The organism is Streptomyces sp. CB02366 (assembly GCF_001905905.1).
Lineage (GTDB): Bacteria > Actinomycetota > Actinomycetes > Streptomycetales > Streptomycetaceae > Streptomyces.
Map to the genome: position 1 here is coordinate 412737 of NZ_LIVT01000004.1, position 22671 is coordinate 435407.

At 72.2% G+C, this 22671-nt stretch carries 14 protein-coding genes and 1 pseudogene; 5 read left to right on the forward strand and 10 right to left on the reverse strand.

The genetic code is table 11. From position 1 onward, the window contains the following. Window positions 1-10: 10 nt before the first annotated feature. Window positions 11-208 (reverse strand): annotated as a pseudogene (locus AMK24_RS34760) (MarR family transcriptional regulator); the annotation flags it as partial. Between the two features lie 175 nt (window positions 209-383). Here AMK24_RS34760 and AMK24_RS16200 point away from each other — a divergent pair. From AMK24_RS16200 to AMK24_RS16210, 3 genes are all read left to right on the forward strand, one after another. Then, window positions 384-1289 (forward strand): metal-dependent hydrolase, encoded by a 906-nt coding sequence (locus tag AMK24_RS16200; protein WP_073769443.1) that lies wholly within the window; start codon window positions 384-386, stop codon window positions 1287-1289. A gap of 3 nt (window positions 1290-1292) precedes the next feature. Beyond that, a complete protein-coding gene (locus AMK24_RS16205) occupies window positions 1293-2375 on the forward strand; it encodes a PDR/VanB family oxidoreductase (RefSeq protein ID WP_073769444.1) in 1083 nt (360 codons plus the stop codon). Between the two features lie 110 nt (window positions 2376-2485). Then, window positions 2486-3211 carry a TetR/AcrR family transcriptional regulator gene (locus AMK24_RS16210; protein WP_073769445.1) on the forward strand — a complete coding sequence of 242 codons (726 nt, stop codon included), beginning with the start codon at window positions 2486-2488 and terminating at the stop codon, window positions 3209-3211. 16 nt (window positions 3212-3227) lie between these two features. Here the strand turns inward: AMK24_RS16210 and AMK24_RS16215 are convergent, their stop codons facing one another. From AMK24_RS16215 to AMK24_RS16255, 9 genes are all read right to left on the reverse strand, one after another. Next, window positions 3228-3932, reverse strand: a complete 705-nt coding sequence (locus AMK24_RS16215) for a DUF2470 domain-containing protein (RefSeq protein ID WP_073769446.1) — start codon at window positions 3930-3932, stop codon at window positions 3228-3230. 253 nt (window positions 3933-4185) lie between these two features. Continuing rightward, window positions 4186-6372, reverse strand: a complete 2187-nt coding sequence (locus tag AMK24_RS16220) for an ATP-binding protein (RefSeq protein ID WP_073769447.1) — start codon at window positions 6370-6372, stop codon at window positions 4186-4188. A 183-nt stretch (window positions 6373-6555) separates the two neighbouring features. Then, window positions 6556-11874 carry a pullulanase-type alpha-1,6-glucosidase gene (gene pulA / locus AMK24_RS16225; protein ID WP_073769448.1) on the reverse strand — a complete coding sequence of 1773 codons (5319 nt, stop codon included), beginning with the start codon at window positions 11872-11874 and terminating at the stop codon, window positions 6556-6558. Between the two features lie 134 nt (window positions 11875-12008). Next, entirely contained in the window at window positions 12009-13730 is a 1722-nt protein-coding gene (locus AMK24_RS16230; RefSeq protein ID WP_073769449.1) for a carbohydrate-binding module family 20 domain-containing protein, read from the reverse strand. 420 nt (window positions 13731-14150) lie between these two features. Next, complete coding sequence (locus AMK24_RS16235) at window positions 14151-15206, reverse strand: LacI family DNA-binding transcriptional regulator (RefSeq protein ID WP_073769450.1); 1056 nt, start codon at window positions 15204-15206, stop codon at window positions 14151-14153. After that, the gene (locus AMK24_RS16240; RefSeq protein ID WP_073769451.1) at window positions 15191-16918 is read right to left on the reverse strand and encodes a glycoside hydrolase family 13 protein; all 1728 of its coding nucleotides are present in this window, start codon (window positions 16916-16918) and stop codon (window positions 15191-15193) included. Before AMK24_RS16240 ends, AMK24_RS16235 begins: the two co-directional genes overlap by 16 nt. Before the next feature lie 118 nt (window positions 16919-17036). Beyond that, window positions 17037-17915, reverse strand: coding sequence for a sugar ABC transporter permease (locus AMK24_RS16245; RefSeq protein ID WP_073769452.1), 879 nt, complete (start codon window positions 17913-17915; stop codon window positions 17037-17039). Continuing rightward, on the reverse strand, window positions 17912-18931 hold the full coding sequence (locus tag AMK24_RS16250; RefSeq protein WP_073769453.1) for a carbohydrate ABC transporter permease: 1020 nt from the start codon (window positions 18929-18931) through the stop codon (window positions 17912-17914). The genes AMK24_RS16245 and AMK24_RS16250 overlap by 4 nt, the downstream gene beginning before the upstream one ends. Window positions 18932-18950: 19 nt before the next feature. After that, complete coding sequence (locus AMK24_RS16255; RefSeq protein WP_073769454.1) at window positions 18951-20222, reverse strand: extracellular solute-binding protein; 1272 nt, start codon at window positions 20220-20222, stop codon at window positions 18951-18953. A gap of 345 nt (window positions 20223-20567) precedes the next feature. On the opposite strand from AMK24_RS16255, the gene AMK24_RS16260 reads away from it, so the two are divergent. Both AMK24_RS16260 and AMK24_RS16265 read left to right on the forward strand, forming a co-directional pair. After that, complete coding sequence (locus tag AMK24_RS16260; protein ID WP_073769455.1) at window positions 20568-21611, forward strand: LacI family DNA-binding transcriptional regulator; 1044 nt, start codon at window positions 20568-20570, stop codon at window positions 21609-21611. Window positions 21612-21687: 76 nt separating this feature from the next. Continuing rightward, window positions 21688-22653, forward strand: coding sequence for a phosphatase PAP2 family protein (locus AMK24_RS16265; RefSeq protein ID WP_073769456.1), 966 nt, complete (start codon window positions 21688-21690; stop codon window positions 22651-22653). Window positions 22654-22671: the final 18 nt, after the last annotated feature.

The following is a 22671-nucleotide window of genomic DNA, read 5'->3' on the forward strand; positions in this document are numbered from 1 at the left end:
CCGCTTCCGGTCAGCCCGTGAACCAGCCCGCCGCGTCCAGCCGGAACGCGCCGCCCGGGGCCATCGTGCGCAGGTCCTCCTCCGGGGCGGACAGCCGCTCCTCGCCGAGCGCCCGGGCCCACTCCGCCCGCAGCCGGTCGAAGCCCTCGGCGGACCGGGTCAGCAGGTCGACGCCGTGCGGGGTGAGGCGGATCAGGGTGCGCCAACCGGCTCACGGGGCCCGGTGGACGCCCCACCGGCCGCGTTCGCCCGAGAGTCGGGCGCGAGCCGGACGCGTCGGGTCCGGGCGCAGGCGGTCCGGCTCGGATCTCCGCGACCGAGCGGGGCGCGGAAGTCGGTGCACACCCCTGGTCCCCCCGCGTACCCGTCAGTACATTGACGGCATGTCTAACACGCAGCCAGCGGCGGTCGCGTCGGAGCGGACGCACCTCAAGGCCCGCAAGGTGTCCTTCGCCTGGGAGAAGACCCCTCTGCACTGGGTGCCGGGCGACCCGTTCACCACGCACACCATCAACGTGCTTCACCTGCTGCTCCCCGCCGGAGAGCGCTGGTTCATCCACGTGTACCGGCAGATACTCCCGTACATCCACGACGACCGGCTCCGCGAGGACGTCATCGGGTTCATCGGGCAGGAGGCCGTGCACGCGCAGGCGCACGACGACGTCCTGCCGCACCTGCGGGAGTTGGGACTCGACCCGACCCCGTACACCGCGCAGGTCGACTGGTTCTTCGAGAAGCTGCTCGGGGACCGGACCCTGCCGCCGGGGCGGGCCTCGCGGTGGTGGCTGATGGAGCGGGTGGCGCTGATCGCCGCGATCGAGCACTACACCGCGTTCCTGGGCGACTGGATACTCAACGCCGAGGCGCTGGACCGCCGGGGCGCGGACCCGACCATGATGGACCTGCTGCGCTGGCACGGGGCGGAGGAGGTCGAGCACCGGTCGGTGGCCTTCGACGTCTTCATGCACGTGGACGGGGGCTACCGGCGACGGGTGCGCACCTGGGCGACGGCGTTCTCGGCGCTGGTGTTCCTGTGGCAGCGCGGCATCCGCTTCTTCATGGAGAACGACCCGACGCTGCCGGAGGGCGAGGCGTCGCTCAAGGCGTTCCACGCGCGCGGGAAACAGGGCACGCTGCCGGCCACCGGGGCGATCCTGCGGTCCGTCCCCACCTATCTCAGCCGGTCCTACCACCCCTCCCAGGAGGGCAGTACGGCCCAGGCCGTGGAGTACCTGACCCGCTCCCCCGCCGCGCGCGCCGCCGAGGCCGAGACCGCGAAGGGGGCCTGACCCGTGGCCCTGCCCCGTCTCCGTGGCCTCGTGCTGGTCTCCGGTGCGGTCCTGCTCGCCCGGCGGGCGCTGAAGCGCCGGATCGCCCGGTCCCCGCTGTGGCCGCTGCCCGCCCTGCCCGAGCCGGTATCGGGCCACTCCCAGCGGCGCGCGACGGCGGTCCGCCGACTGCTGGTCACCGACCGGACCGAGGTCGCCGACGGCGTGGTCCGACTCCGGCTGGAGGGGCCCGGTCTGCCGCCCTGGACGCCGGGGGCCCATCTGGACCTGGTGCTTCCGTCCGGCCGGGTGCGGCAGTACTCGCTGTGCGGCGACCCGGAGGACACCGGGGCGTACACGGTGGCGGTCCGGCTCGTGGCGGACGGGCGGGGCGGTTCGCGGGAGGTGCACGAACTGCTCCGGGAGGGCCGGGAGGTCCAGGTGCGCGGGCCGCGCAACCGCTTCCCGCTGACCGCCGCCCCGGCGCACCTCTTCGTCGTCGGCGGCATCGGCATCACCCCGGTCCTGCCGATGCTGCGGTCGCTGGCCGCTTCGGGGGCCGAGTGGCGGCTGCTGTACGGGGGGCGGACGCGGGCCTCGATGCCGTTCCTGGAGGAGGTCGAAAAGCTCGGCGCGGACGGGGAGCGGGTCACGGTGGTCGCCCAGGACGAGGCCGGGCACCCGGACGTCGCGGGGGCGCTCGCCGCTCTCGCCCCGGGCACCGCGGTCCACTGCTGCGGGCCCGAGCCTCTGATGGAAGCCGTCGCCGCCGCGCTCCCCGAGGGCTGCGCGCTGCACCTGGAGCGGTTCACGGCCGCCGCGGCGGGTGGGGCGGGGGCCGGTTCCGGGCCGTTCGAAGTGGAGTTGCGGCGCAGTAGGCGTACGGTGCCGGTGGCCGCCGGGCAGTCGGTGCTGGACGCGGTCCGCACGGCCGCGCCCCATGTCGCGTACTCCTGTGGACAAGGGTTCTGCGGGACGTGCCGACAGCGGGTGCTGGAGGGCGAGATCGACCATCGGGACGACCTGCTGACCGAGGGCGAGCGGGACGGCTCGATGCTGATCTGCGTCTCGCGCTGCCGGGGCGAGCGCCTGGTGCTGGACCTGTAGGGGATGCCCCGCCGGCCGGGTCCGGGCTCGCGTCCCCCCGCCCGGGGGGGGGCAGGACACCGCACGGGGCCGGTGGGGCATATGCGGGCACCCCGGATAGGCTGTCGGACATGACGACCGGGGTGCGGCGCAGGATGGGCGTCGACGAGCGCAGGCAGCAACTGATCGGCGTCGCGCTGGACTTGTTCAGCCGCCGCTCGCCCGAGGACGTGTCGATCGACGAGATCGCCGCCGCCGCGGGCATCTCCCGTCCGCTGGTCTACCACTACTTCCCCGGCAAGCAGAGCCTGTACGAGGCGGCACTGCGGCGGGCCGCCGACGAGTTGGCGTCCCGTTTCCTGGAGCCCCTCGAAGGCCCCCTGGGGGCACGTCTGTTGCGGGTGATGGGGCGTTTCTTCGACTTCGTCGACGAGCACGGTCCCGGCTTCTCGGCGCTGATGCGCGGCGGGCCCGCGGTCGGGTCCTCGACGGCGAACGCGATGATCGACGGGGTGCGGCAGGCCGCGTACGAGCAGATCATCACCCACCTCGGGGTGCGCGAGCCGCCCGCCCGGCTGGAGCTGGTGGTCCGCTCCTGGGTCTCCCTCGCCGAGTCGACGGCCCTGATCTGGCTGGACGGGCGGCGGGTTCCGCGCGCCGAGCTGGAGTTGCAGCTGGTGCACGACTTCGCGGCGCTCGCCGCCGTGAGCGCCGCGTACGACCGGGAGATGGCCGGCATCGTGCTGCGGGTGCTGTCGCAGGAGCCGGAGGACGGGCCGTTCGGGGAGCTGCTGGCGCGGCTCTCGGCGTTCGCCCCGGACGTACCCGCCGTACCGGCGCAGCGGCTGCCGCGCTGACGGTCGACGCCTGCGGTCAGGCGGGCAGGCCGTTGCGGTGGGAGACGCGGCGGGCGGCGGCCAGCAGGGCGTGGATCTGCGGGCCCGCCTGGTCGATCTCGGCGACCGGGCGGGGGAACGGCAGCCGTACGTCCTCGTGGGTGTGCGGGTGTTCGAGCCGCAGGGTGACCCCGTAGCGGTCCATCGCCAGCGGCACGGCCCGGGTCATCCCGCGCTCCGGGCGGGGGTGGACGAGGCGCAGGAGCAGCGGGACGAGCTCGGCGTGGTCGTCGACCAGGTGGGTGAGCATGCCCGCCTCGCACGCGGCGATCGGGTCGGTCTCCGCCTCCTCCAGCTCCTCCAGGGTGAGGAAGGTGCGCCCTTCCGCGTCCTCCAGGACGGCCTGCCCGAACTCCATGCAGGTGGACCGCTCGCCGCCGGCGCCGTACGGGGCGGCGAGGAGTCCGGTGACCGTGACGCGGGCGCGCAGCCGGTCGCGCACGGGGACGGGGGCGATGTCCGTGAACTCCAGGCGGGCCGGAACGCGTCCGGCGCTCGGCGCGTGGCCGCCGTCGTCCGGGGCGTGCAGGTGGATGTGGCCCATCGCGGTCGTGCCGTCCAGGCGGCGCACCTCGGTGTGCAGGCCGTCGCTGATCACCGTCATGGAGTGGGCGACGGCCAGGATCGACCGGACGCGTTCGGCGCGGGTGGGCCGCGTGGCGCGGGGGCGAGCAGGACGCATCCGAGATCTCCCAGGGGGGTCGGCGACACCTGAGCAGTTACTTAGGTATGCCTAACCTTACTCGCAATGCGCGGGCCCGGGTAGTCCGGGGGGGCGCGTACGGTGACCCGGGTAAACGAGGACGGCCCCCGCGGGGCGCGACGGCCAGGGGCGTGCGGGACGTGCTCGGGACGGGGACGGGTGCGGCGGGCCGGGGCGTGCGGGACGTGCTCGGGCGGGGCGGTTGCGGCGGCCCGGGGCGCGGGCGGCCCGCTCAGAGCGGGAGATCGGTGCGCAGGGCCGCCGCGAGGCCGACCTCCGCGTTGTCCGACCTGCCGCGCTCGAACGCCCGCCGGTACGCCTCGTCCCCGACGGCCGCCCGCGCGCGGCGCTCACAGGTCTCGCGGACCGGTCCCAACTCGGGCGTTCCGCGCTGGGGATGGCCGACCATGCGCCAGTACGCGTGCCCGGTGCCGTAGATGCGGGCGGCGTGCGCGCCCGCGCCCTGGGCGGCGACGGCGGCGGCCAGGAGGTCCAGGCCCAGCGCGACGCCGAAACTGTCGCGGAGCCGGTGCTTGCCCGCCAGCATCGACCGGGCGTGGGCGGCGGAGGCGGCCGGGCGGTCCTGGAGCAGGGCGATCAGGGCGAGTTGGTAGTCCGCGTAGGAACGGGTCCAGTACTCGCCGGCGCGCTCGCAGGCCCGGCGCAGCGCGCCGGCCGCCGCCTCGGCCTCGGCGAGCCGGCCGAGCGCGGTGAGCGCGAAGACGGTGATGAGGCGGCAGCGCAGCCGGTGGGCGGAGTCCGCGGGGACGCCGGCGGCCGTCCGCAGGACGCGCGTCGCCGCCTCCAGGGCGGCCGCCGGCTCCCCCGTCATCAGCCGGGTGAGGCCGCAGAGGTACGTCGCGCCGAGCAGGCCCTCCTCATCCCGGTCGTACAGGGCGACGGCGGTGCAGAGCGAGCCGTACTTCTCGGCGGTCGCGAAGTCCCCCTGGAGCAGGGCGGCGACGCCGAGGACCCACTGGAGCCCGGTCCGGCCGGGCCCCTCGACCGGGCCCGCGTCCAGGGCGCGCTGCGCGTAGTCGCGGGCCTCGGTGAGATGGCCGCAGCAGGCCCAGAAGAAGCCGACCCGCCCCGCCATCTCCTGGGCCCCGGCGACGTCGTGGACGAGCAGGTGCTCCAGGGCCGCGCACAGGTCGAGGTGGGCGTCGGACACCTTGTGGTACCAGGACACCTGGTCCGGCCCGGTCCATCCCTCGTGGGCGCGGCGGGCGAGGCGGAGGAAGCCGGCGGCGTGCCGGTCGGCGGCGGCGCGGGCCTCCCCCAGTTCGGTGAGCCACATCCGGCCGTACTCGCGCAGCGTGTCCAGCATCCGGTAGCGGTCGCCGTCGCGCTGGACGACGGACTGGGCGACGAGGCCCTGGAGCGCCCGGTCCACCTCCTCCCCGGTGAGCGGGCCCCCGGCACAGACCTCGCGGGCCACGGCCGCGTCGAAGTCGGCGCGCAGCGGGGTGAGGCGGGCCCACAGGAGGCGTTCCAGCGGGGTGCACAGCTCGTGCGACCAGCCGATGGCGGTGCGCAGGGTGCGGTGGCGGCGGGGCCACGCCGTCGCGTCGGCGAGGAGGTCGAACCGGGAGGCGGCGGGGGCGGGCGCGGAGGCGTCCGGGGGAGGGGCAAAGGAGACGGCGGGTGCGGACGCTGCCGGGCCGTCGCCGTCCGGGGGCCCGGCCGGGTCGGACGCGCCCCGCGTGCCGAGGGCGCCGCCCGACCCGTCGAAGCGGCTGCCGATCCGGGCGGCCAGCTGGGCCACGCTGTGCCGGCCCATGCCCGCGACGGCCAGTTCGATGGCGAGCGGGATGCCTTCGAGGCGGCGGCAGATCCCGGCGGCGGCCTCCTCGTCGCCGGGGGCGTCGAGCCCGGCCCGGGGGTCGGCGGCGCGCAGCCGGTCGGTGAAGAGCTGGAGGGCGTCGGGCGCGCCGTCGACCGGGAGCGGGGGCACGGCGACGACGTGCTCGCCCCGGGTGCCGAGCGGCTGCCGGCTGGTGACCAGGACGGTCAGCCCCGGCGAGGTGGTCAGGATCTCCGCCAGCAGGTGGGAGCAGGGGGCGCGGAGGTGTTCGGCGGAGTCGAGGACCAGCAGGAGGTGTTTGTCCTCAAGCCATTCGCAGAGCGCCTCGACGGGCATCCGCAGGCCGTGGTCCGCGAGCCCGACCGCGTCCGAGACGGTGGGGAGCAGCAGCCCGTGGTCGGGGAGCGGGGAGAGGTCGGCCCACCAGGCGCCGTCCGCGTAACGGCCGGCCGCGGCGCGGGCGGCCCGGAGCGCGAGCCGGGTCTTGCCGACGCCGCCGGGGCCGATCAGGGTGGTCATCCGGTGCGTGGTCAACGCGGTGTGCAGCCGGGCCAGCTCGGCCCGCCTCCCGACGAAGCTGCTCGTCTCCTCGGGGAGGTGTCCCACCGTGGTCATCGTCACCGTCCGCGCGCTGGATCAGGATGCGCCGGCGGGCCGACCGCCCCGGGCGGGGCCCCGCCACGCGCACCGGGCCGGCCCCGCCGCCCCGGGTGGGGCGAGCGGGACCGGCCCGGTGGGCCGGGGCGGCGGTCGCGGCTCCGTCGCCGACGTCTGCCGTCACCGTAGTGCGGTGGGACCTCAACGCAGGGTGAAGACGGCCGCCGTGCGTCCCGGAACGGTGAAAGTGGCTGATTTCCTGTCGTACCTGGCTCGTTTGACCGTAGAGTCCGCGCCCTCGGCCTGGACCGGGTGCAACGCGTACGTCTTCCCCTTCGGCGCGGCCAGCCGTTGTTCGACCGTGTCCGGCGCGGCGTTGATGACGACGGCCAGGGCGCCGAGGCGCATCGTGATCACGCCGGGGGTCTCGTCCGTGCCGGAGAGCGGGAAGGACAGCGCGGACTGGACCTGGTCCGCGGTGCTCAGGGAGAACTCCTTCTCGGTGGCGCGGATGGTGAGCAGGTCGCGGTAGGCGGCGGACGCCCCGTCGATCTGGGCGCACCGGGGGGCGATCGTGCCGGCGGCGGCCAGCAGCGGCTTGGCGTAGGGCCACTTGTCCCGGTTGTCGGCGGCGGGCGGGAGGCCCCGGCCGAAGCCGTTGCCGTCGCGGCAGTCCCAGTGCAGGGCGTTGAACCAGTCGCCGCTGTCGTAGGAGTTGCGGTCCAGGGACTTGGAGCGCAGCAGGTCGGTGCCCGCCTGGGAGAGCGAGGGCCCCTGGGAGAGGGCGGAGGCGGCCATCGCGACCACCTGGGCCCGGGCCCGCTCGGCGGCCGGAGTGCCGGCCGGGAGTTTGAAGGCGAGGGCGTCGAAGAGGGTCTCGTTGTCGTGGGCGTCGGAGTAGGCGAGGGCGTCGCCGGGCGCGGCCGCGTAACCGGCGGGCGCCCCGTTGTAGTCGACGCCGGAGCCCTTGACGGTGCGCCCGGAGCTGTCGGTGAAGGTGTAGTCCGCGAGGTTGCCGGTGAGGCCGACCTTGATCAGGTCCTGGTAGTGGAGCAGCCGGGCCTTCTGCTCGGCGCGGGTGCCGTTGGCGGGCGAGGCGTTGGGGTCGGTGTAGAGGCCGGAGGCGAAGCCCTGGACGCCGGGGTCCTCGTCGAAGGGGCCGCCGCCGCGCACGGCGTCGCGGGCCCGGTCGGAGAAGGTGGCGATGCCGGTGCCGGCCATGTTCTTCTGGGTGGCCTGGACGAAGCGGGCGTCGTCGGCGATCTCGCCGAAGTTCCAGCCCTCCCCGTACAGGATGATCTTCTTCCCGTCGACGCCGTCCTTCGCGGGGGTGAGGGAGTCGAGCGCCTCGCGGACGGCGAGGATGTTGTCCTTGGGGTGATGGCCCATCAGGTCGAAGCGGAAGCCGTCGACCTTGTACTCCTTCGCCCAGGTGACGACGGAGTCCACGACGAGCTTGCCCATCATGGTGTTCTCGGGCGCGGTGTTGGCGCAGCAGGTGGAGGTGGCGACCGTGCCGTCCTCCAGGAGCCGCTGGTAGTAGCCGGGCACGATCCTGTCGAGGACCGACTTGTCGTCCTGCCCGGAGGCGACGGTGTGGTTGTAGACGACGTCCATGACGGTGCGCAGTCCGGCCCGGTTGAGGCCCTGGACCATCTGCCGGAACTCGACCGTGCGCGCGGTGCCGTCCGGGTCGGAGGCGTAGGAGCCCTCGGGGACGGTGTAGTGCAGCGGGTCGTAGCCCCAGTTGAAGCCGTCCTGGGCGGCGGCCCCGCTCACGCACTCCTGCTGCTTCTCGGAGTCGGGGGCGTGGACGGCGAGGTCGCAGCCGGGCTTCGCCTGGTCCTTCTTCTTCTCCGGGACGGTCCCGATGTCGAAGACGGGCAGCAGGTGGACGTAGTTGGCGCCGGAGTCGGCGAGCTTCTCGAGGTGCCGCATGCCCTTCGAGCGGGTGTCGGTGAAGGCCAGGTACTCACCGGGGTGCTCGGCCGTGCGGTCCGTGATGGAGAAGTCGCGGACGTGCAGCTCCTGGATACGGGCGTCCCGCAGCGGGGCGGCGGCGGGCTTTCTCAGGCCGGACCAGCCGCGCGGGGCGAGCTTCGGGTCGGTGAGGTCGACGACGAGGCTGCGGGCGGAGTCGGCGGTCAGGGCGGTGGAGTAGGGGTCGGTGACCTTGTTGGTGACGAGCTTCTGGACGGTGGGGGCCCACACGGTCACGGCGTACCGGTAGGGCTTGCCCTGCCAGCTCCTCTTCCCGGTGACCGACCAGACGCCGGTGCGGTCGTCGCGCTTCATCGGGACGGCGCGGCCGTCGAGTTCGAGGGCGACGGTCCGGGCGGTGGGAGCCCACACGGAGAGCGTCGGCGTCGACTTCCGGAAGACCGGGCCGAGCTGGGCGGAGGCGGCCTCGCGGCCGTAGAGGTCGTCCAGGACGCCCGCGGTCTGGACGCCGGTGGCGGCGAGCAGGGCCCCGTTGGCGGCGCGCTGGGTGGCGACGATCTGGCCGCGCAGGGATTCCCGGACGCGGTCGCGGTCACGGGCGTCCACGGTGAACGCCGGGTAGTCCTTCAGGTGCGGGTGCTTCGCCTTCTGGGCGTCGCTCAGCGCGGCCGGGGCGAGCCGCAGCCATCGCCCCTCGTCGGAGAGCGCCCCGTCGACGACGGAGATCCCGCCCTTTTCGGCGTACACGAGTTGCTGGCTGGTGGCGTCGGTGGTCTTCACCTTCCAGACCACGGTGTCCGCGTCGATCCACTGCGCCTCGGCCTTCGACAGGTCGGGGGCCGCGCCGCCGCCGGTCTGCGGGAGGAGGTAGCCGGGCCTGCCGCCGAGCATCCAGACCTCGTGCCCGTAGGTGGCGAGGTCGAGGGACTGGTCGCTGGGCAGGTCCTTCTCGTCGCCCTTGTGCAGGATGTAGCTGAGCGTGGTGGCCCCGTCCACGAGCGGCACCTCGAAGGTGACCCCGTAGGCGTCCTTCTTCACCGGCATGAGCGGCTCGGCCCAGTCGGTGGGCTCCTTCGCCCCGGCCCAGGTGTGCAGCCCCCAGCCGTCGTAGTTCCCGTCCGGGCGGTGGTAGTGGAGGACCGCCTTCGTCGTGTCCTGCGGCGGGGTCTCGGGGGCCTCGGCCGTCTGGCCGTCCTTGCCCTGCTCGATCCAGACCTGTCCGGTCGCGCCGAGGTCGATGGTCCGCCGCGGCCCGTCCGCCGTGCCGTTCTTCTCGACGGTGTACGCGACGGAGTCGGCGCCCTTCTCCAGATCGATCCAGGCGAACGCGCCGTAGGCGTCCCGCCCGATGAAGTCGGCCGTCTTCTCACCGGACTTGAGCTGCCAGCCGGCGTAGTCGCCGTCCGGGCGCTGGTAGTGGACGACGGCCCGGTCGCGTTCGACGGCGACGGGCTTCGGGGTCGGCGAGGCCTGCCCGGCGGTGGTGGAGGCGAGGGCGCCGGAGGTGCGGCCGGTCCGGTCGACGACGACGGCCTTGTAGCGCAGCGGGGTGCCCGCCTTCACCGTCCCGTCGAGGTACTGAGTGACCTTGTAGGGGGCGTGGTCGGCCGAGCCGAGGGTCTGCCACTTCCCGTTGCCGACCTGGGCGGCGAAGACGACCCGGTTGAGCTGTCCGCCGTCCACGTCGGCGGTGATCTCGACGGTGCCGGTCGCGCCGGCGGCCGGGGCCTTCAGCGAGAGCGCGGGCGCGGCGGCGGGGGCGCCCACGGCCCGGTCCGCCTTCAGCACGACGCTGGAGAGGGCGGGCACGGTGACGGCGGCCTTCTTGTCCTCGCCGCTGCGGACCGTCTCCGAACCGCCGTACACGGTACGGAAGTCCATGCCGGCCGACTCGGTGGCGAGCTGGACCGTCCTCGGGCTCGTGCCGTTGTTGGAGGCGACGAGGTATTCGTACGGGCGCCGGGTGTCGATGCGCGAGACGGCGTACACCGAGCCTTCCGCGAACCGCTCGATCTGGACGCCGTCGCGCAGCGCCGGGTGTTCCCCGGTGAGCTTCGCCAGCGCGGCGATGGAGCGGTAGAGCGGGTGCTTCGTGTCGTACGCGTCAAAGGCGTGGGTGCGGTCCGTGCCGAGCCGGTCGTCGTCGAGGTAGTCGGCGGTCTTCGAGGCGAAGAGGGTCTGGCGGGAGTCCTTGTCGCCGCCCGCCCCGGTGAAGCCCTGCTCGTCGCCGTAGTAGACGACCGGGTTACCGCGGCCGAGGAACATCAGCTCGTTGGCGAGCCGGGCCCGCTTCAGCAGCTCGGCGTCGTCGGCCTTCGGGTTGTCCTGCTTCAGGAAGGTCCCGATGCGGCCCATGTCGTGGTTGCCGAGGAAGGTGACCTGCTCGTAGGCGTTGGCCTTGTCGGTGGTGTAGCGGTAGTCGTTCCCGTACACCGAGGCGAGCTTGTCGGCGGGCGCGCCCCGGGAGGCGAACTGCCGGGCGGCGTCCTGGAAGGGGAAGTCCAGGGTGGAGTCCAGCCGGCCGCGGGTGACGTAGGGCGAGGTGATCTCGGTGTCGGCGGAGTAGACCTCGCCGAACATGAAGAAGTCGTCCCGGCCGCGCTTGGCCGCGTAGTCGTCGAGCGCGGTGGCCCACTGGGTCCAGAAGTCGAGGTCGACGTGTTTGACGGTGTCGATGCGGAAGCCGTCGATGTCGAAGTCGCGGACCCACTTCTGGTAGATCCTCGCCATGCCCTTCACGACCTCGGGGCGCTCGGTCCACAGGTCGTCGAGCCCGGAGAAGTCGCCGTACTCGTTGGACTCCCCGGCCCACGTGGAGTCGCCCCGGTTGTGGTACATGGTCGGGTCGTTGAGCCAGGACGGCACCTTCGCGGCGGTGCCGGGGGCCTGGACCGGGGTGTACGGGAAGGAGTCCCGGTCCACCTTCCGCACACCGTCGCGGTCGTCGAAGGGGCGGCCGTCCCGGTCGAGGTAGGGGTAGGCGCCCTTGGGCTTGTAGCCGTAGGCCTTCTCGGCGTGGTCGACGGTGTCGGCGGTGTGGTTGGTGATGACGTCGAAGAAGACCTTCATGCCCTTGGCATGGGCCTTGTCGATCAGCTTCTCCAGGTCGGCGTTGGTGCCGAAGTGCGGGTCGACCTGGGTGAAGTCGGTGATCCAGTAGCCGTGGTAGCCGGCCGAGGCGTCCTTGCCGGCGCCCTGGACGGGCCGGTTCTTGAAGATCGGCGCCATCCAGATGGCGGTGGTGCCGAGGCCCTTGATGTAGTCGAGCTTCTGGGTCAGGCCCTTGAGGTCGCCGCCCTGGTAGAACCCCTTGTCGGTGGGGTCGTAGCCGTGCTCCAGACGTGAACCGGTCAGCCCGCCCCGGTCGTTGGAGCGGTCGCCGTTGGCGAAGCGGTCGGGCAGCACGAAGTAGAACTGCTCGCGCGTGAGGTCGTGCCGGGCCGCCTCACGGGCGAGTTGCGCGTCCGAGGGCGGGGCCGGCGGCCGGGGGGACGCGGCGGCGGTGGCCGCCGGGACGACGGGCAGCAGTGCCGCGCACAGGACGGCCACCGCCCCTCGTCTCAGGGTGGTTCGGGTCACGGAGGGTGCTCCTCGGGGCGTGATGGGTCGGTCGAGGGGTGGGTCGATGGGGCCGTGAGGCGGGCCGCGTGGCGGGCGGTGCGGTGCGGAGGCGGGCCGGTGGCAGCGCCACCGGCCCGCCTTTGGAGCAGGGGTCAGCCGCGCCAGACGTCGGCGGTCAGCGCGACCTTGCCGGAGGCCGGGACGGTGGCGGTGCGGTTGGCGCCGCTCTCCCAGGTGACGTTTCCGGCGGCGTCCTTGCGGACGTACTTGTAGGCGAACGTGGTCCCGGCGGGCAGGGCCACGTCCAGCTTCCAGACGGGGTACGCCGCCGGGTCGAGCTTGGGTGCGCTCGCCGGGTTCCAGTCGCCGAGGGCCGCCCGGTCTCCGGTGACGTGGATGTTCTGGCCGGGCTGCGTGGTGGCGGTGACGCCGAAGGAGGCGCCGGAGGAGCCGGTCCCGGGGTTCGTGCCGCCCCCGGAACAGGTGCGGGCGCCCGCGTGCAGGGCGACGGCGGCGCCGGCCGGGACGGTGGCGGTGAACTGGCCCGAGCCGTTCACGGTGACGCCCTTGCCGGACTGGACGTCGCAGTAGTCACCGGCGGGCAGCGAGGTCCGGAAGGTGCGGGTGAGCGCGGAACCCTCGTGGTTGATGGCCACGTACGCCTTGGTCCCCCGGCCGAAGGCGATCTGGTCACCGCCGTTGTCCCACCAGTCGGTCACGCCCTGCCCGCGTGCGGCGTTGCGGAAGCCGACCATGGAGGAGATCTCGCGCCAGGCGTGCTGGCACTTCCAGCCGTCGCTGTAACAGGCGTTCACCTGGCCGCCGTTCGGCGGTCCGGCGTCGTGGTCGGCGAACTCGTAGCCGGAGTGGACGTCCGGGGAGCCGTAGGGCCAGGCGAGCATGAACACGTTGGCCAGGGTGTAGGCCGAGCCGTTCTTGTAGGTGAGGGTGTCGCCGCCCCGCTCGGTGTCGTGGTTGTCGACGAAGACGCCGGACTTCCCGGACTCCATGAAGCCCCAGCCCTCGCCGAAGTTCTTCAGGTGGGCCAGGTTCTCGTTGAGGAACACCTGCTTGAGGCTCCGCCCGTAACGGAACTCCTGCACGTCCCCGGTGCCGAGGTACTCGGAGGGCGAGACGGCCTCGCCCGCGCCGTGGATGGCCTCCTGCTTCCAGTAGACGTCCGGCTTGCTCAGCCGGGACTTGATGTTCGCCAGGTCGGCGGCCGGCATGTGCTTGGCGGCGTCGATGCGGAAGCCGTCCACGCCCAGCGAGAGCAGGTCGTTGAGGTAGCCGGCGATCCTGCCGCGCACGTACTCCTCGCCGGTGTCCAGGTCGGCGAGGCCGACCAGTTCGCAGTTCTGGACGTTGGCGCGGTCGCCGTAGTTGTTGCCGATCTGGGAGCGGCAGTCGTCCATGTCGGCGCCGGAGTAGAGGCCCGGGTAGCCGTACTTGGTGTACGCGGAGCCGCCGGTGCCGGTGCCGTCGCCCGCCGCCATGTGGTTGACGACGGCGTCGGCGACGACCTTCACGCCCGCCGAGTGACACGTGTCGACCATGGCGGAGAAGGCGGCCCGGTCGCCGAGCCGGCCGGCGATCCGGTAGCTGACGGGCTGGTAGGACGTCCACCACTGGCCGCCCTGAATGTGCTCCTGGGGCGGCGAGACCTGGACGTAGCCGTAGCCCGCCGGACCGAGGGCGTCCGTGCACGCCTTGGCTATGGAGGCGAACTTCCACTCGAACATCACGGCGGTGACGTCCTTGTCGCCCGGAGCGGCGGCCTGCGCGGGGGGCGCGGCGCCGAATCCGGTGGGGACGACGAGGGCGGCGGCGCCGGCCACGAGGGCGAGCGCGGCAGACAGGGGCCTGCGTGCCATGTCTTTCCTCCTGCGGGTGGGGGAAACGCGGGTGACGGTGCAGCCTCAGTCGGCAACGCGCCCTGCCCTCAAGGCTCCTGAAGGTTCTTGCTGCAAGAATGCAACCTTGCCGCGCAGCAGACCGTACGAGGCCGCCCGTCACCGGTCAACCCTTTGGACATCTCCCGCTCACATCCATGAAACGGAGCCGTTTTCTCGCTGCAAACTCTTTCGCAAGATATTGCGGGCCTGTTACGTTGCATGCGACTCCGGTCCGGTCGGCCGGGGGGCCTGGTCCCGTCCGCGGGGCCCGGACTCCACGCGCCCGGCCGGCCGGGCCGGTCACGACAAGAGAGGCACCCGGAGTCGCTGCAACTCCCCGCCGGCCCTCCCTGGGCCGACTCCTGGTGCCTCTCCTGTGCGTGTGCCCCGCACCCCCGCCTACGCGCGGACCGCCGCCGTCGAGCCCCGTACCACCAGCTCCGGCTGGAAGACGTACTCCGTGCGCTGCACCGGGCTCCCGCCGATCTCCTCCAGCAGGGCGCCCACCGCGGCCGCCGCCATCGCCTGCACGGGCTGGCGCACCGTGGTCAGCGGCGGGTCGGTGAACGCGATGAGCTGCGAGTCGTCGAAGCCGACGACCGACACGTCCCGGGGCACGTCGAGCCCCCTCCCCCGGGCGGAGCGGACCACGCCGAGGGCCATCAGGTCGCTGCCGCAGACGATGCCCGTGCACCCCGCGTCCAGCAGGGCGCCCGCCGCCACCTGGCCGCCCTCGACGCTGAACAGCGTGGAGCAGACCAGGAGTTCGGCCTCGGAGCGGTCCATGCCGAGCACCGGGGCGGCGGCCTCCAGGAACCCCTCGCGCTTGCGGCGGGAGGGGACGTAGCGCTGCGGGCCGATGGCCAGGCCGATCCGGCGGTGGCCGAGGTCGGCGAGGTGCTGGAGGGCCATCCGTACGGCGGCGTTGTCATCGGGCGAGACGAACGGGGCGCTGATGCGCTCGTTGTACCCGTTGATCAGGACGAACGGCACGCCGCGCTCGGTGAGCGCGGCGTACCGCGCCGGGTCGGCGGAGGTGTCGGCGTGCAGTCCGGAGAGGAAGACGATGCCGCCGACGCCCCGCTCCACGAGCTGCTCGACCAGTTCGTCCTCGGTCGCACCGCCCGGAAGCTGGGTGCAGAGCACGGGGGTGTAGCCGTGGCCGGCCAGCACCTGTTCGACGGACTGGGCGAACGCCGGGAAGATCGGGTTGGTGAGTTCGGGCGTCACCAGGCCGATCAGCCCGGCGCTGCGCTGCCGCAGCCGTACCGGGCGTTCGTAGCCCAGGATGTCGAGCGCCGCGAGCACCCGCTGGCGCGTGGAGTCCGCGACGCCCTGCTTCCCGTTCAGCACCCGGCTGACCGTCGCCTCGCTGACCCCCGCCTGTCCGGCGATGTCGGAGAGGCGCGGCGCCGTGCCGGCCCTGGGCGCGGGCAGTGTCACACCGTCCACCACACCGTGGTGTCGGCGGGCAGCTCGGCCTCGGCGCCGTCCACGGTGACCGGGGAGCTGGCGAGCAGCACCCGGCCGCGGGCGGCGACGCGGACCGGGGCGCCGGTGGTGTTGACGGTGCAGACGAAGCCGGGGCGGGCGAAGACGAGGACGCCCTCGGGGGCGTCCAGCCACTCGACGTCCGTGCCCGCGCCGAGGCCCGGGTGGTCGCGGCGGGCGGCGATGGCGGCCCGGTACAGCTCCAGGGTGGAGCCCTCCACGCCGGTCTGCGCCTCGACGGACAGCTCGCCCCAGCAGGCGGGCTGCGGGAGCCAGCTGCCGCCGTCGCCGAAGCCGTACGACGTGCCCTCGCGGGTCCACGGGATCGGGACGCGGCAGCCGTCGCGGAAGCCGTCCTGGCCCTCGGCGCGGAAGAACGAGGGGTCCTGTCGGGCCTCGTCGGGCAGGTCGGTGACGTCGGGCAGGCCGAGCTCCTCGCCCTGGTAGACGTAGGCGGAGCCGGGCAGGGCGAGCATCAGCAGGGTGGCGGCGCGGGCGCGGCGCAGGCCGAGTTCGCGGTCGCCGGGGGTGCGGATCTGGGTGCCCAGGCCCGGCGGGTTGGCGAACCGGGTGGCGTGCCGGGTGACGTCGTGGTTGGAGAGCACCCAGGTGGTGGGGGCGCCGACCGGGCGCATGGCGTCGAGCGAGGAGTCGATGACCTTGCGCAGCTCGGCGGCGTCCCAGGCGGTGGAGAGGTACTGGAAGTTGAACGCCTGGTGCATCTCGTCGGGGCGCACGTAGTGGGCGGTGCGCTCGACGGTCGGGGTCCACGCCTCGGCGACGGCGATCCGCCCGCCCGCCGCCCTCCGCCGCCCTTCTGAGGAAGGCCCTCCGGCCCCCATCGTGTCGGGGTACTCGTCGAGGATGGTGCGCCAGCTGCGGTAGATCTCGTGCACGCCGTCCTGGTCGAAGAAGGGCATGACGTCGTTGCCGAGGAGCTTGAGCTGGTCGTGGGAGCCGAGGTCGGGCAGCCCCTCGGCCTTGACGAGGCCGTGGGCGACGTCGACGCGGAAGCCGTCCACGCCCATGTCGAGCCAGAAGCGCAGGATGGAGCGGAACTCGTCGGCGACGGCCGGGTGCTCCCAGTTGAAGTCGGGCTGCTCGGGGGCGAAGAGGTGAAGGTACCAGTCGCCGGGGGTGCCGTCCGGGTTGGCCGTACGGGTCCAGGCGGGGCCGCCGAAGATGGACTCCCAATCGTTGGGCGGGAGTTCGCCGTCAGCGCCCTTGCCGGGGCGGAAGTGGTAGCGCTCGCGCAGGGCGGAGCCGGGGCCCTCGGCTAGGGCGCGCTTGAACCACTCGTGCTGGTCGGAGGAGTGGTTGGGGACCAGGTCGACGATGATGCGCAGTCCCAGGCCGTGGGCCTCGCGGATCAGCGCGTCGGCGTCCAGGAGGTTGCCGAACATCGGGTCGATGGCCCGGTAGTCGGAGACGTCGTACCCGGCGTCGGCCTGCGGGGAGGCGTAGAAGGGGCTGAGCCAGACCGCGTCGACGCCCAGCTTCTTCAGGTAGGGGAGGCGGGCGGTGACACCGGCGAGGTCGCCCATGCCGTCGCCGTTGCCGTCGGCGAAGCTCCGCGGATAGACCTGGTAGATCACCGCGTCCTGCCACCAGCCGGTGCGGTGGCCCGGGGCGTCGTCAAACGTGCCGGTGGAGGGGGCAGCGAGGTGCTGGGTCATGTCGTCCCTGGGGTGTCTGGGTGGGAAGCGGCGCCGGTGACCGGGTCCGGGTTTTCGGCGCCGCCGTGACGAATGCGGTGGTGCGTACGGGGGCTGGTGCGGGCGGCCGGGAGCCCGCTCAGCCCTTGACGGCTCCGGCGGACATGCCGGTGACCAGGTGCTTCTGGGCGAAGAGGAACACCAGGGCGGCCGGGATGGCGATGAGCACGGAGGCCGCGGTCATGGGGCCCCACTGGGCTCCGTACTGGTTGACGAACTTCTGGAGTCCGCCGGCCAGCGTGAGGTTCTCGTCGCCGACCAGGAAGGCGGAGGCGTAGGCCACTTCGCCCCAGGCGGTGATGAAGGAGTAGAACGCGGTGACCGCGAGGCCGGGCTTGGCCAGCGGCAGGATCAGCCGGAAGAAGGTGCCGAACGGGGTGAGGCCGTCGACCTCGCCCGACTCGTCGATCTCACGGGGGATGGTGTCGAAGAAGCCCTTCATCATCCAGGCGCAGAACGGCACCGAGATGGTGAGGTAGGTGATGACGAGGCCGGCGGGCTGGTTGAGCAGCCCCAGGCTCGACATGATGTTGTAGATCGGCACGATGAGGACGGCGACCGGGAACATCTGGGTGATCAGCAGCGTCCACATCAGCCCGCGCTTGCCGGGGAAGCGGAACCGGCTCACCGCGTATCCGGTGGTGGCGGCGGTGAAGACGCCGATCACGGTGGAGAGCGCGGAGATGATCACGGAGTTGGCGAACCAGTTGAGGAACTCGGTGTCGCGGATCAGGTTCGTGTAGTTGACGAACGTGGTCTCGCGGAAGAAGTCCGTGGTGGTCGCGTACTTGGCGGGCTTGAGCGAGGTCAGCAGGACCCACAGCACCGGGAAGACCGCGATCACCGAGGCGGTGATCAGGGTGAGGTGCAGGCCGACGGAGGCGAGCGGGGAGCGCTCGCCGCGCAGCCGGACCTTGCGCACGGCGTGCCGGGCGGGGGTTTCGGTCGCGGTGGTCACCAGTTGTCTCCCTGGGAGCGCAGGACTCGCCGGTAGACGACGGCGAAGAGCATCAGGAGTACGAGGATCAGCACGCCCCACGTGGAGGACTGCGCGTAGTCGCGCGGGCTGATCTCGAAGGAGAACTTGTACGCCTGGGTCACCAGGATCTGGGTGGCCTCGCCGGGTCCGCCGCGGGTCAGCAGGAAGATCACCGGGAACATGTTGAAGGTCCAGATGGTGGAGAGCAGGACCACCGTGGTGGAGACCGGGCGCAGGCCGGGCAGCGTGATGTGGCGGAAGCGCTGCCAGGCGGTCGCGCCGTCCATCTCGGCCGCCTCGTACTGCTCGGAGGGGATGGACTGGAGTCCGCCGAGGAGGGCCACCATCATGAACGGGATGCCGAGCCAGACGTTGACGGCGATGACCGCGAACTTGGCCCAGCCGGGGTCGTTCAGCCACGGCACGGCGTCGATGCCGGCGCCGCCGAGGATCTTGTTCAGCAGGCCGCGCTCCTCGTTGTAGAGGAAGCGCCAGGCGAAGACGGAGACGAAGCCGGGGATGGCCCAGGGCAGGATGAGGGCCATGCGGTAGGCGGAGCGTCCGGCGATGCGGCGGTTGAGGATGTTCGCCAGGGCCATGCCGAGGACGAAGGTGACGCTCACGCAGGAGACCGTCCACACCAGTGTCCAGCCGAGCGTGCCGAGGAACTGCGAGCCGGTCAGGGCGTCGACGTAGTTGTCGGCGCCGACGAACTCGTAGGTGGCGGGGATCTCGTTGACCCCGATGGAGCGGGCGACGTTGCGCTCGTCGGCGTCGGTCATCGAGAGGTAGACGCCGCGGACCAGCGGATAGCCGATGATCACGCCGATCACGACGACGACCGGGGCGACCATGGCCCAGGCGTACCAGTGGACCGACAGGGCCCGCCTCAGGCGGCCGGGGGTCGGTGGTGGGGTGCCAGTACCGCGGCTCCGGCCGCGGGCGGTGTTCTCGCCCGCGGCCTTCACCACCGACTGGCTGGTGTGGACAGCCATCAGTCGGCCAACCTTCCTGTTACTTCCAGTCCTTCAGGAGCTTGCGGTAGGAGTCGCCGGTGGCCTTGGCGGCCTTCTCCGGCGTGGTCTGTCCGGTGAGGACCTTGGTGTACTCGACGCGCAGCGGCTCGAAGAGGCTGCCGCCCTCGGGGATCCAGGGGCGCTCGACGGCGGTCTCGACGACCGGCTTGAAGAAGCCGACGATCTCGCTGTCGACCGCTTCCTTCTTGGCGTACGCGGAGGTGCGGGTCGGCAGCAGGTTCAGCTCGCCGGCGGCGGTGGCCTGGCTGTCCACGGAGGTCATGTACTCGACGAAGGCGTACGAGGCGTCGAGGTTCTTGGAGCCCGCGTAGACGGCGAGGTTGTGGCCGCCCTGCGGGGCGCCCTGGGCGGCGGAGCCGGCCGGGACCGGGGCGACGCCCAGGTTGTCCTTGTCCGTGAACTCCTTGCCGGTCAGGGTGTCGGCGACGGCCCAGGGGCCGTTGATCATCATCGCGACGTCGCCGTTCTTGAACGACTGCATCATGTTCTCCCAGCCGTCCGAGGCATCCGTCTTCGCGGTGCCGTCGTCGACCAGTTCCTTGACCGCCTTGAACGCCTTGACGCCCTCGGGCTTGTCCACGGTGACGGTCTTGGAGGCGGCGTCGACCATGTCGCCGCCCTCGCCGTACAGGAAGGAGAGGAAGTAGTACGGGTCGTCGCCGCGCAGGTAGAGGCCGGTCTTGCCGGTCTTGTCCTTGATCTTCTTGGCGACGGTCTTGAGGTCGGCCAGGTCGGCGGGCGCGTCGACGCCGGCCTCCTTGAACATCTTCTTGTTGTAGAAGACGCCCATGGAGTCGATGACCTGCGGGACGGCGTAGGTCTTGCCGTCGTACTTCGTCGAGGCGACGGCCTGCTTGAGGAAGTCGTCCTGGTTCTTCAGGGCGGCGGTGCCGTCCAGCGGGGCCAGGTAGCCGAGGTTGGCGAAGTCCGGCGTCCAGGCGACCTCGGAGCGGATCACGTCGGGGGCGCCGTCGCCGGCCTGGGCGGCGTTCTTGAACTTGTTCTGCGCCTCGCCGAAGGGCACGTTGACGTACTTGACGTCGACCTTCGGGTGCTGCTTCTCGAAGCCCTCGGCCAGCTTCTTGAAGACCTTGTCCTCGCTGCCGACGCTGGAGGTGTCCCACCAGGTCACCGTGCCGGAGAGCTCGCCCGAGCTCTTGCCGCCGCCGGACTCGTCGTCGCTGCCGCAGGCGGTCGCCGCGAGCGCCAGGGCCGCGACCAAGGCGGTGGCCGTTATGCCACGTCGCATCTGAACTCCTTCAACTGCCGTACCGCTCCGTCGCGGCGCCGGGTCGACGTGAACGTAACAAGGATGAAAGACGACCGAAAGACTTTGCGGAAGATTTCTGCAAGCGCTGGTGATCGTTACATTGGCGTGTCCTCAAGGTTGCCGTCAACCCTCTTGACGACCCACGCCCACCACCGGCAAAGGCAGGCGGGACGGGGTGCGGCCATCGCGCGACCCCCCGAACGCAGAGCGTGATCCCCCGCCGCAACTCCTTGCAAGAGGTTGCCGAAAAGCCCTCCGCACCCCTCCTCCGGACCGCCCGGCACACGGTGGGCAATCCGGGACGGGCCCGGTACAGTCCCGTCCATGACCGCACGGCTTGCCGATATCGCAACTCAGGCGGGGGTCAGCGAAGCAACGGTCAGCCGGGTCCTGAACGGCAAGCCCGGAGTCGCGGCGACCACCCGCGAATCCGTCCTCGCGGCGCTCGACGTCCTCGGCTACGAACGCCCGGTGCGGCTGCGCAGGCGCAGCGCGGGGCTGGTGGGCCTGATCACGCCGGAGCTGGAGAACCCGATCTTCCCCGCGCTGGCCCAGGTCATCGGCCAGGCCCTGACCCGGCAGGGCTACACCCCGGTCCTGGCGACCCAGACCCCCGGCGGTTCCACCGAGGACGAGCTCACCGAGATGCTGGTGGACCGGGGCGTCTCCGGCATCATCTTCGTCTCCGGACTGCACGCGGACACCTCCGCCGACATGCAGCGCTATGAGCAACTGCGCGCCCAGGGCGTCCCCTTCGTCCTGGTGAACGGCTTCTCCGCCAAGGTGCGGGCGCCGTTCATCTCCCCGGACGACCGGGCGGCGATGCGCCTGGCGGTGACGCACCTGGTGGCGCTCGGCCACACCCGCATCGGCCTGGCGGTCGGCCCGAAGCGCTTCGTCCCCGTACTCCGCAAGATCGAGGGCTTCCACGCGACGGTGCGGGAGCAGCTCGGGCTCGCGCCGGACGAGGTGGAGGAGCTGATCCAGCACTCCCTGTACACGCTGGAGGGCGGCCAGGCGGCCGCCTCCGCCCTGCTGGAGCGCGGCTGCACCGCGGTGGTGTGCGCGAGCGACATGATGGCGCTCGGGGCGATCCGGGCCGCCCGCCGGCTGTCGAAGGACGTGCCGCGCGACCTCTCCGTCGTGGGCTACGACGACTCCCCGCTCATAGCGTTCACGGACCCGCCGCTGACGACGATCCGGCAGCCGGTGACGGCGATGGGCCAGGCCGCCGTCCGCACGCTGCTGGAGGAGATCGGCGGAACCCCGGCCCCGCACAGCGAGTTCGTCTTCATGCCCGAGCTGGTGGTCCGCGGTTCGACCGCCTCGGGACCCGGAGGCGGCCCGGGGTCGCCCCCTCGTCCTTGAGGCGCAGGAAGTGCGACGAGAACCCGACCGGAGGATGATCGAGGGCGGGGACACCTCTATGGAAGACTCTCTGCCTATGGGTGAAACACAGGTGACAGCGCAGGAAGACCGGTCGGCGGCCGGTTCTTCACCCATCCCGGCCGAGGCGGTCGCCGATACCGCCACCGGGCCCTCCGCCGCTCCCCCGGCTTCCGGGAAGTCCGGCTGGACGGAGCGCTTCCGCTCGCTGCGGACGCCCGGCCGCCCCCGGCTCTGGTTCGAGATCCTGCTCATCGCGGTCAGTTACTGGCTGTACTCGCTCGTGCGCAACGCGGTCCCCGAGCAGAAGGCCCAGGCGCTGCGCAACGCGGACTGGATCTGGTCGGCGGAGAAGTCGCTCGGCCTCGCCTTCGAGGAAACGGTCAACCACGCGGTCGATTCCGTGACGTGGCTGGTCGTGTCGATGAACTACTACTACGCGACGCTGCACTTCGTCGTGACCATCGGCGTCCTCGTGTGGCTGTTCCGCCGCCATCCGGGCCGTTACGCGGCGACGCGGCTGGTCCTCTTCGCGACGACGGCCGTGGCGCTGCTCGGCTACTACCTCTACCCGCTGGCGCCGCCCCGGCTGATGAACGGCGCGAACTTCATCGACACCGTGCTCGTGCACGAGACGTGGGGTTCGATGGCCTCGGGCAACTTCAAGAACATGTCGAACCAGTACGCGGCGATGCCCTCGATGCACATCGGCTGGTCCCTCTGGTGCGGCCTGACGATCTTCGCCCTGGCCTCGGCGCCCTGGGCCCGCATCCTGGGCCTGCTCTACCCGACGCTCACCCTGGTCGTCATCGTGGCCACCGCCAACCACTTCTGGCTGGACGCGGTGGGCGGCATGGTCTGCCTCGCCTTCGGGTACGCGGTCTCCCGCGCCTGGTACGGGGCGCTGCCGCAGCACCTGCCGAGGTGGGTTCCGGACCGCCGGAGCCGCCTGACCGCCCTCCGCGCCACCGCTCTGCCACGCCAGGCCCCGGAACCGGCGGCGACCACCGCCCCCAAGGCCTAGGGACCCCGGCTCGACCGG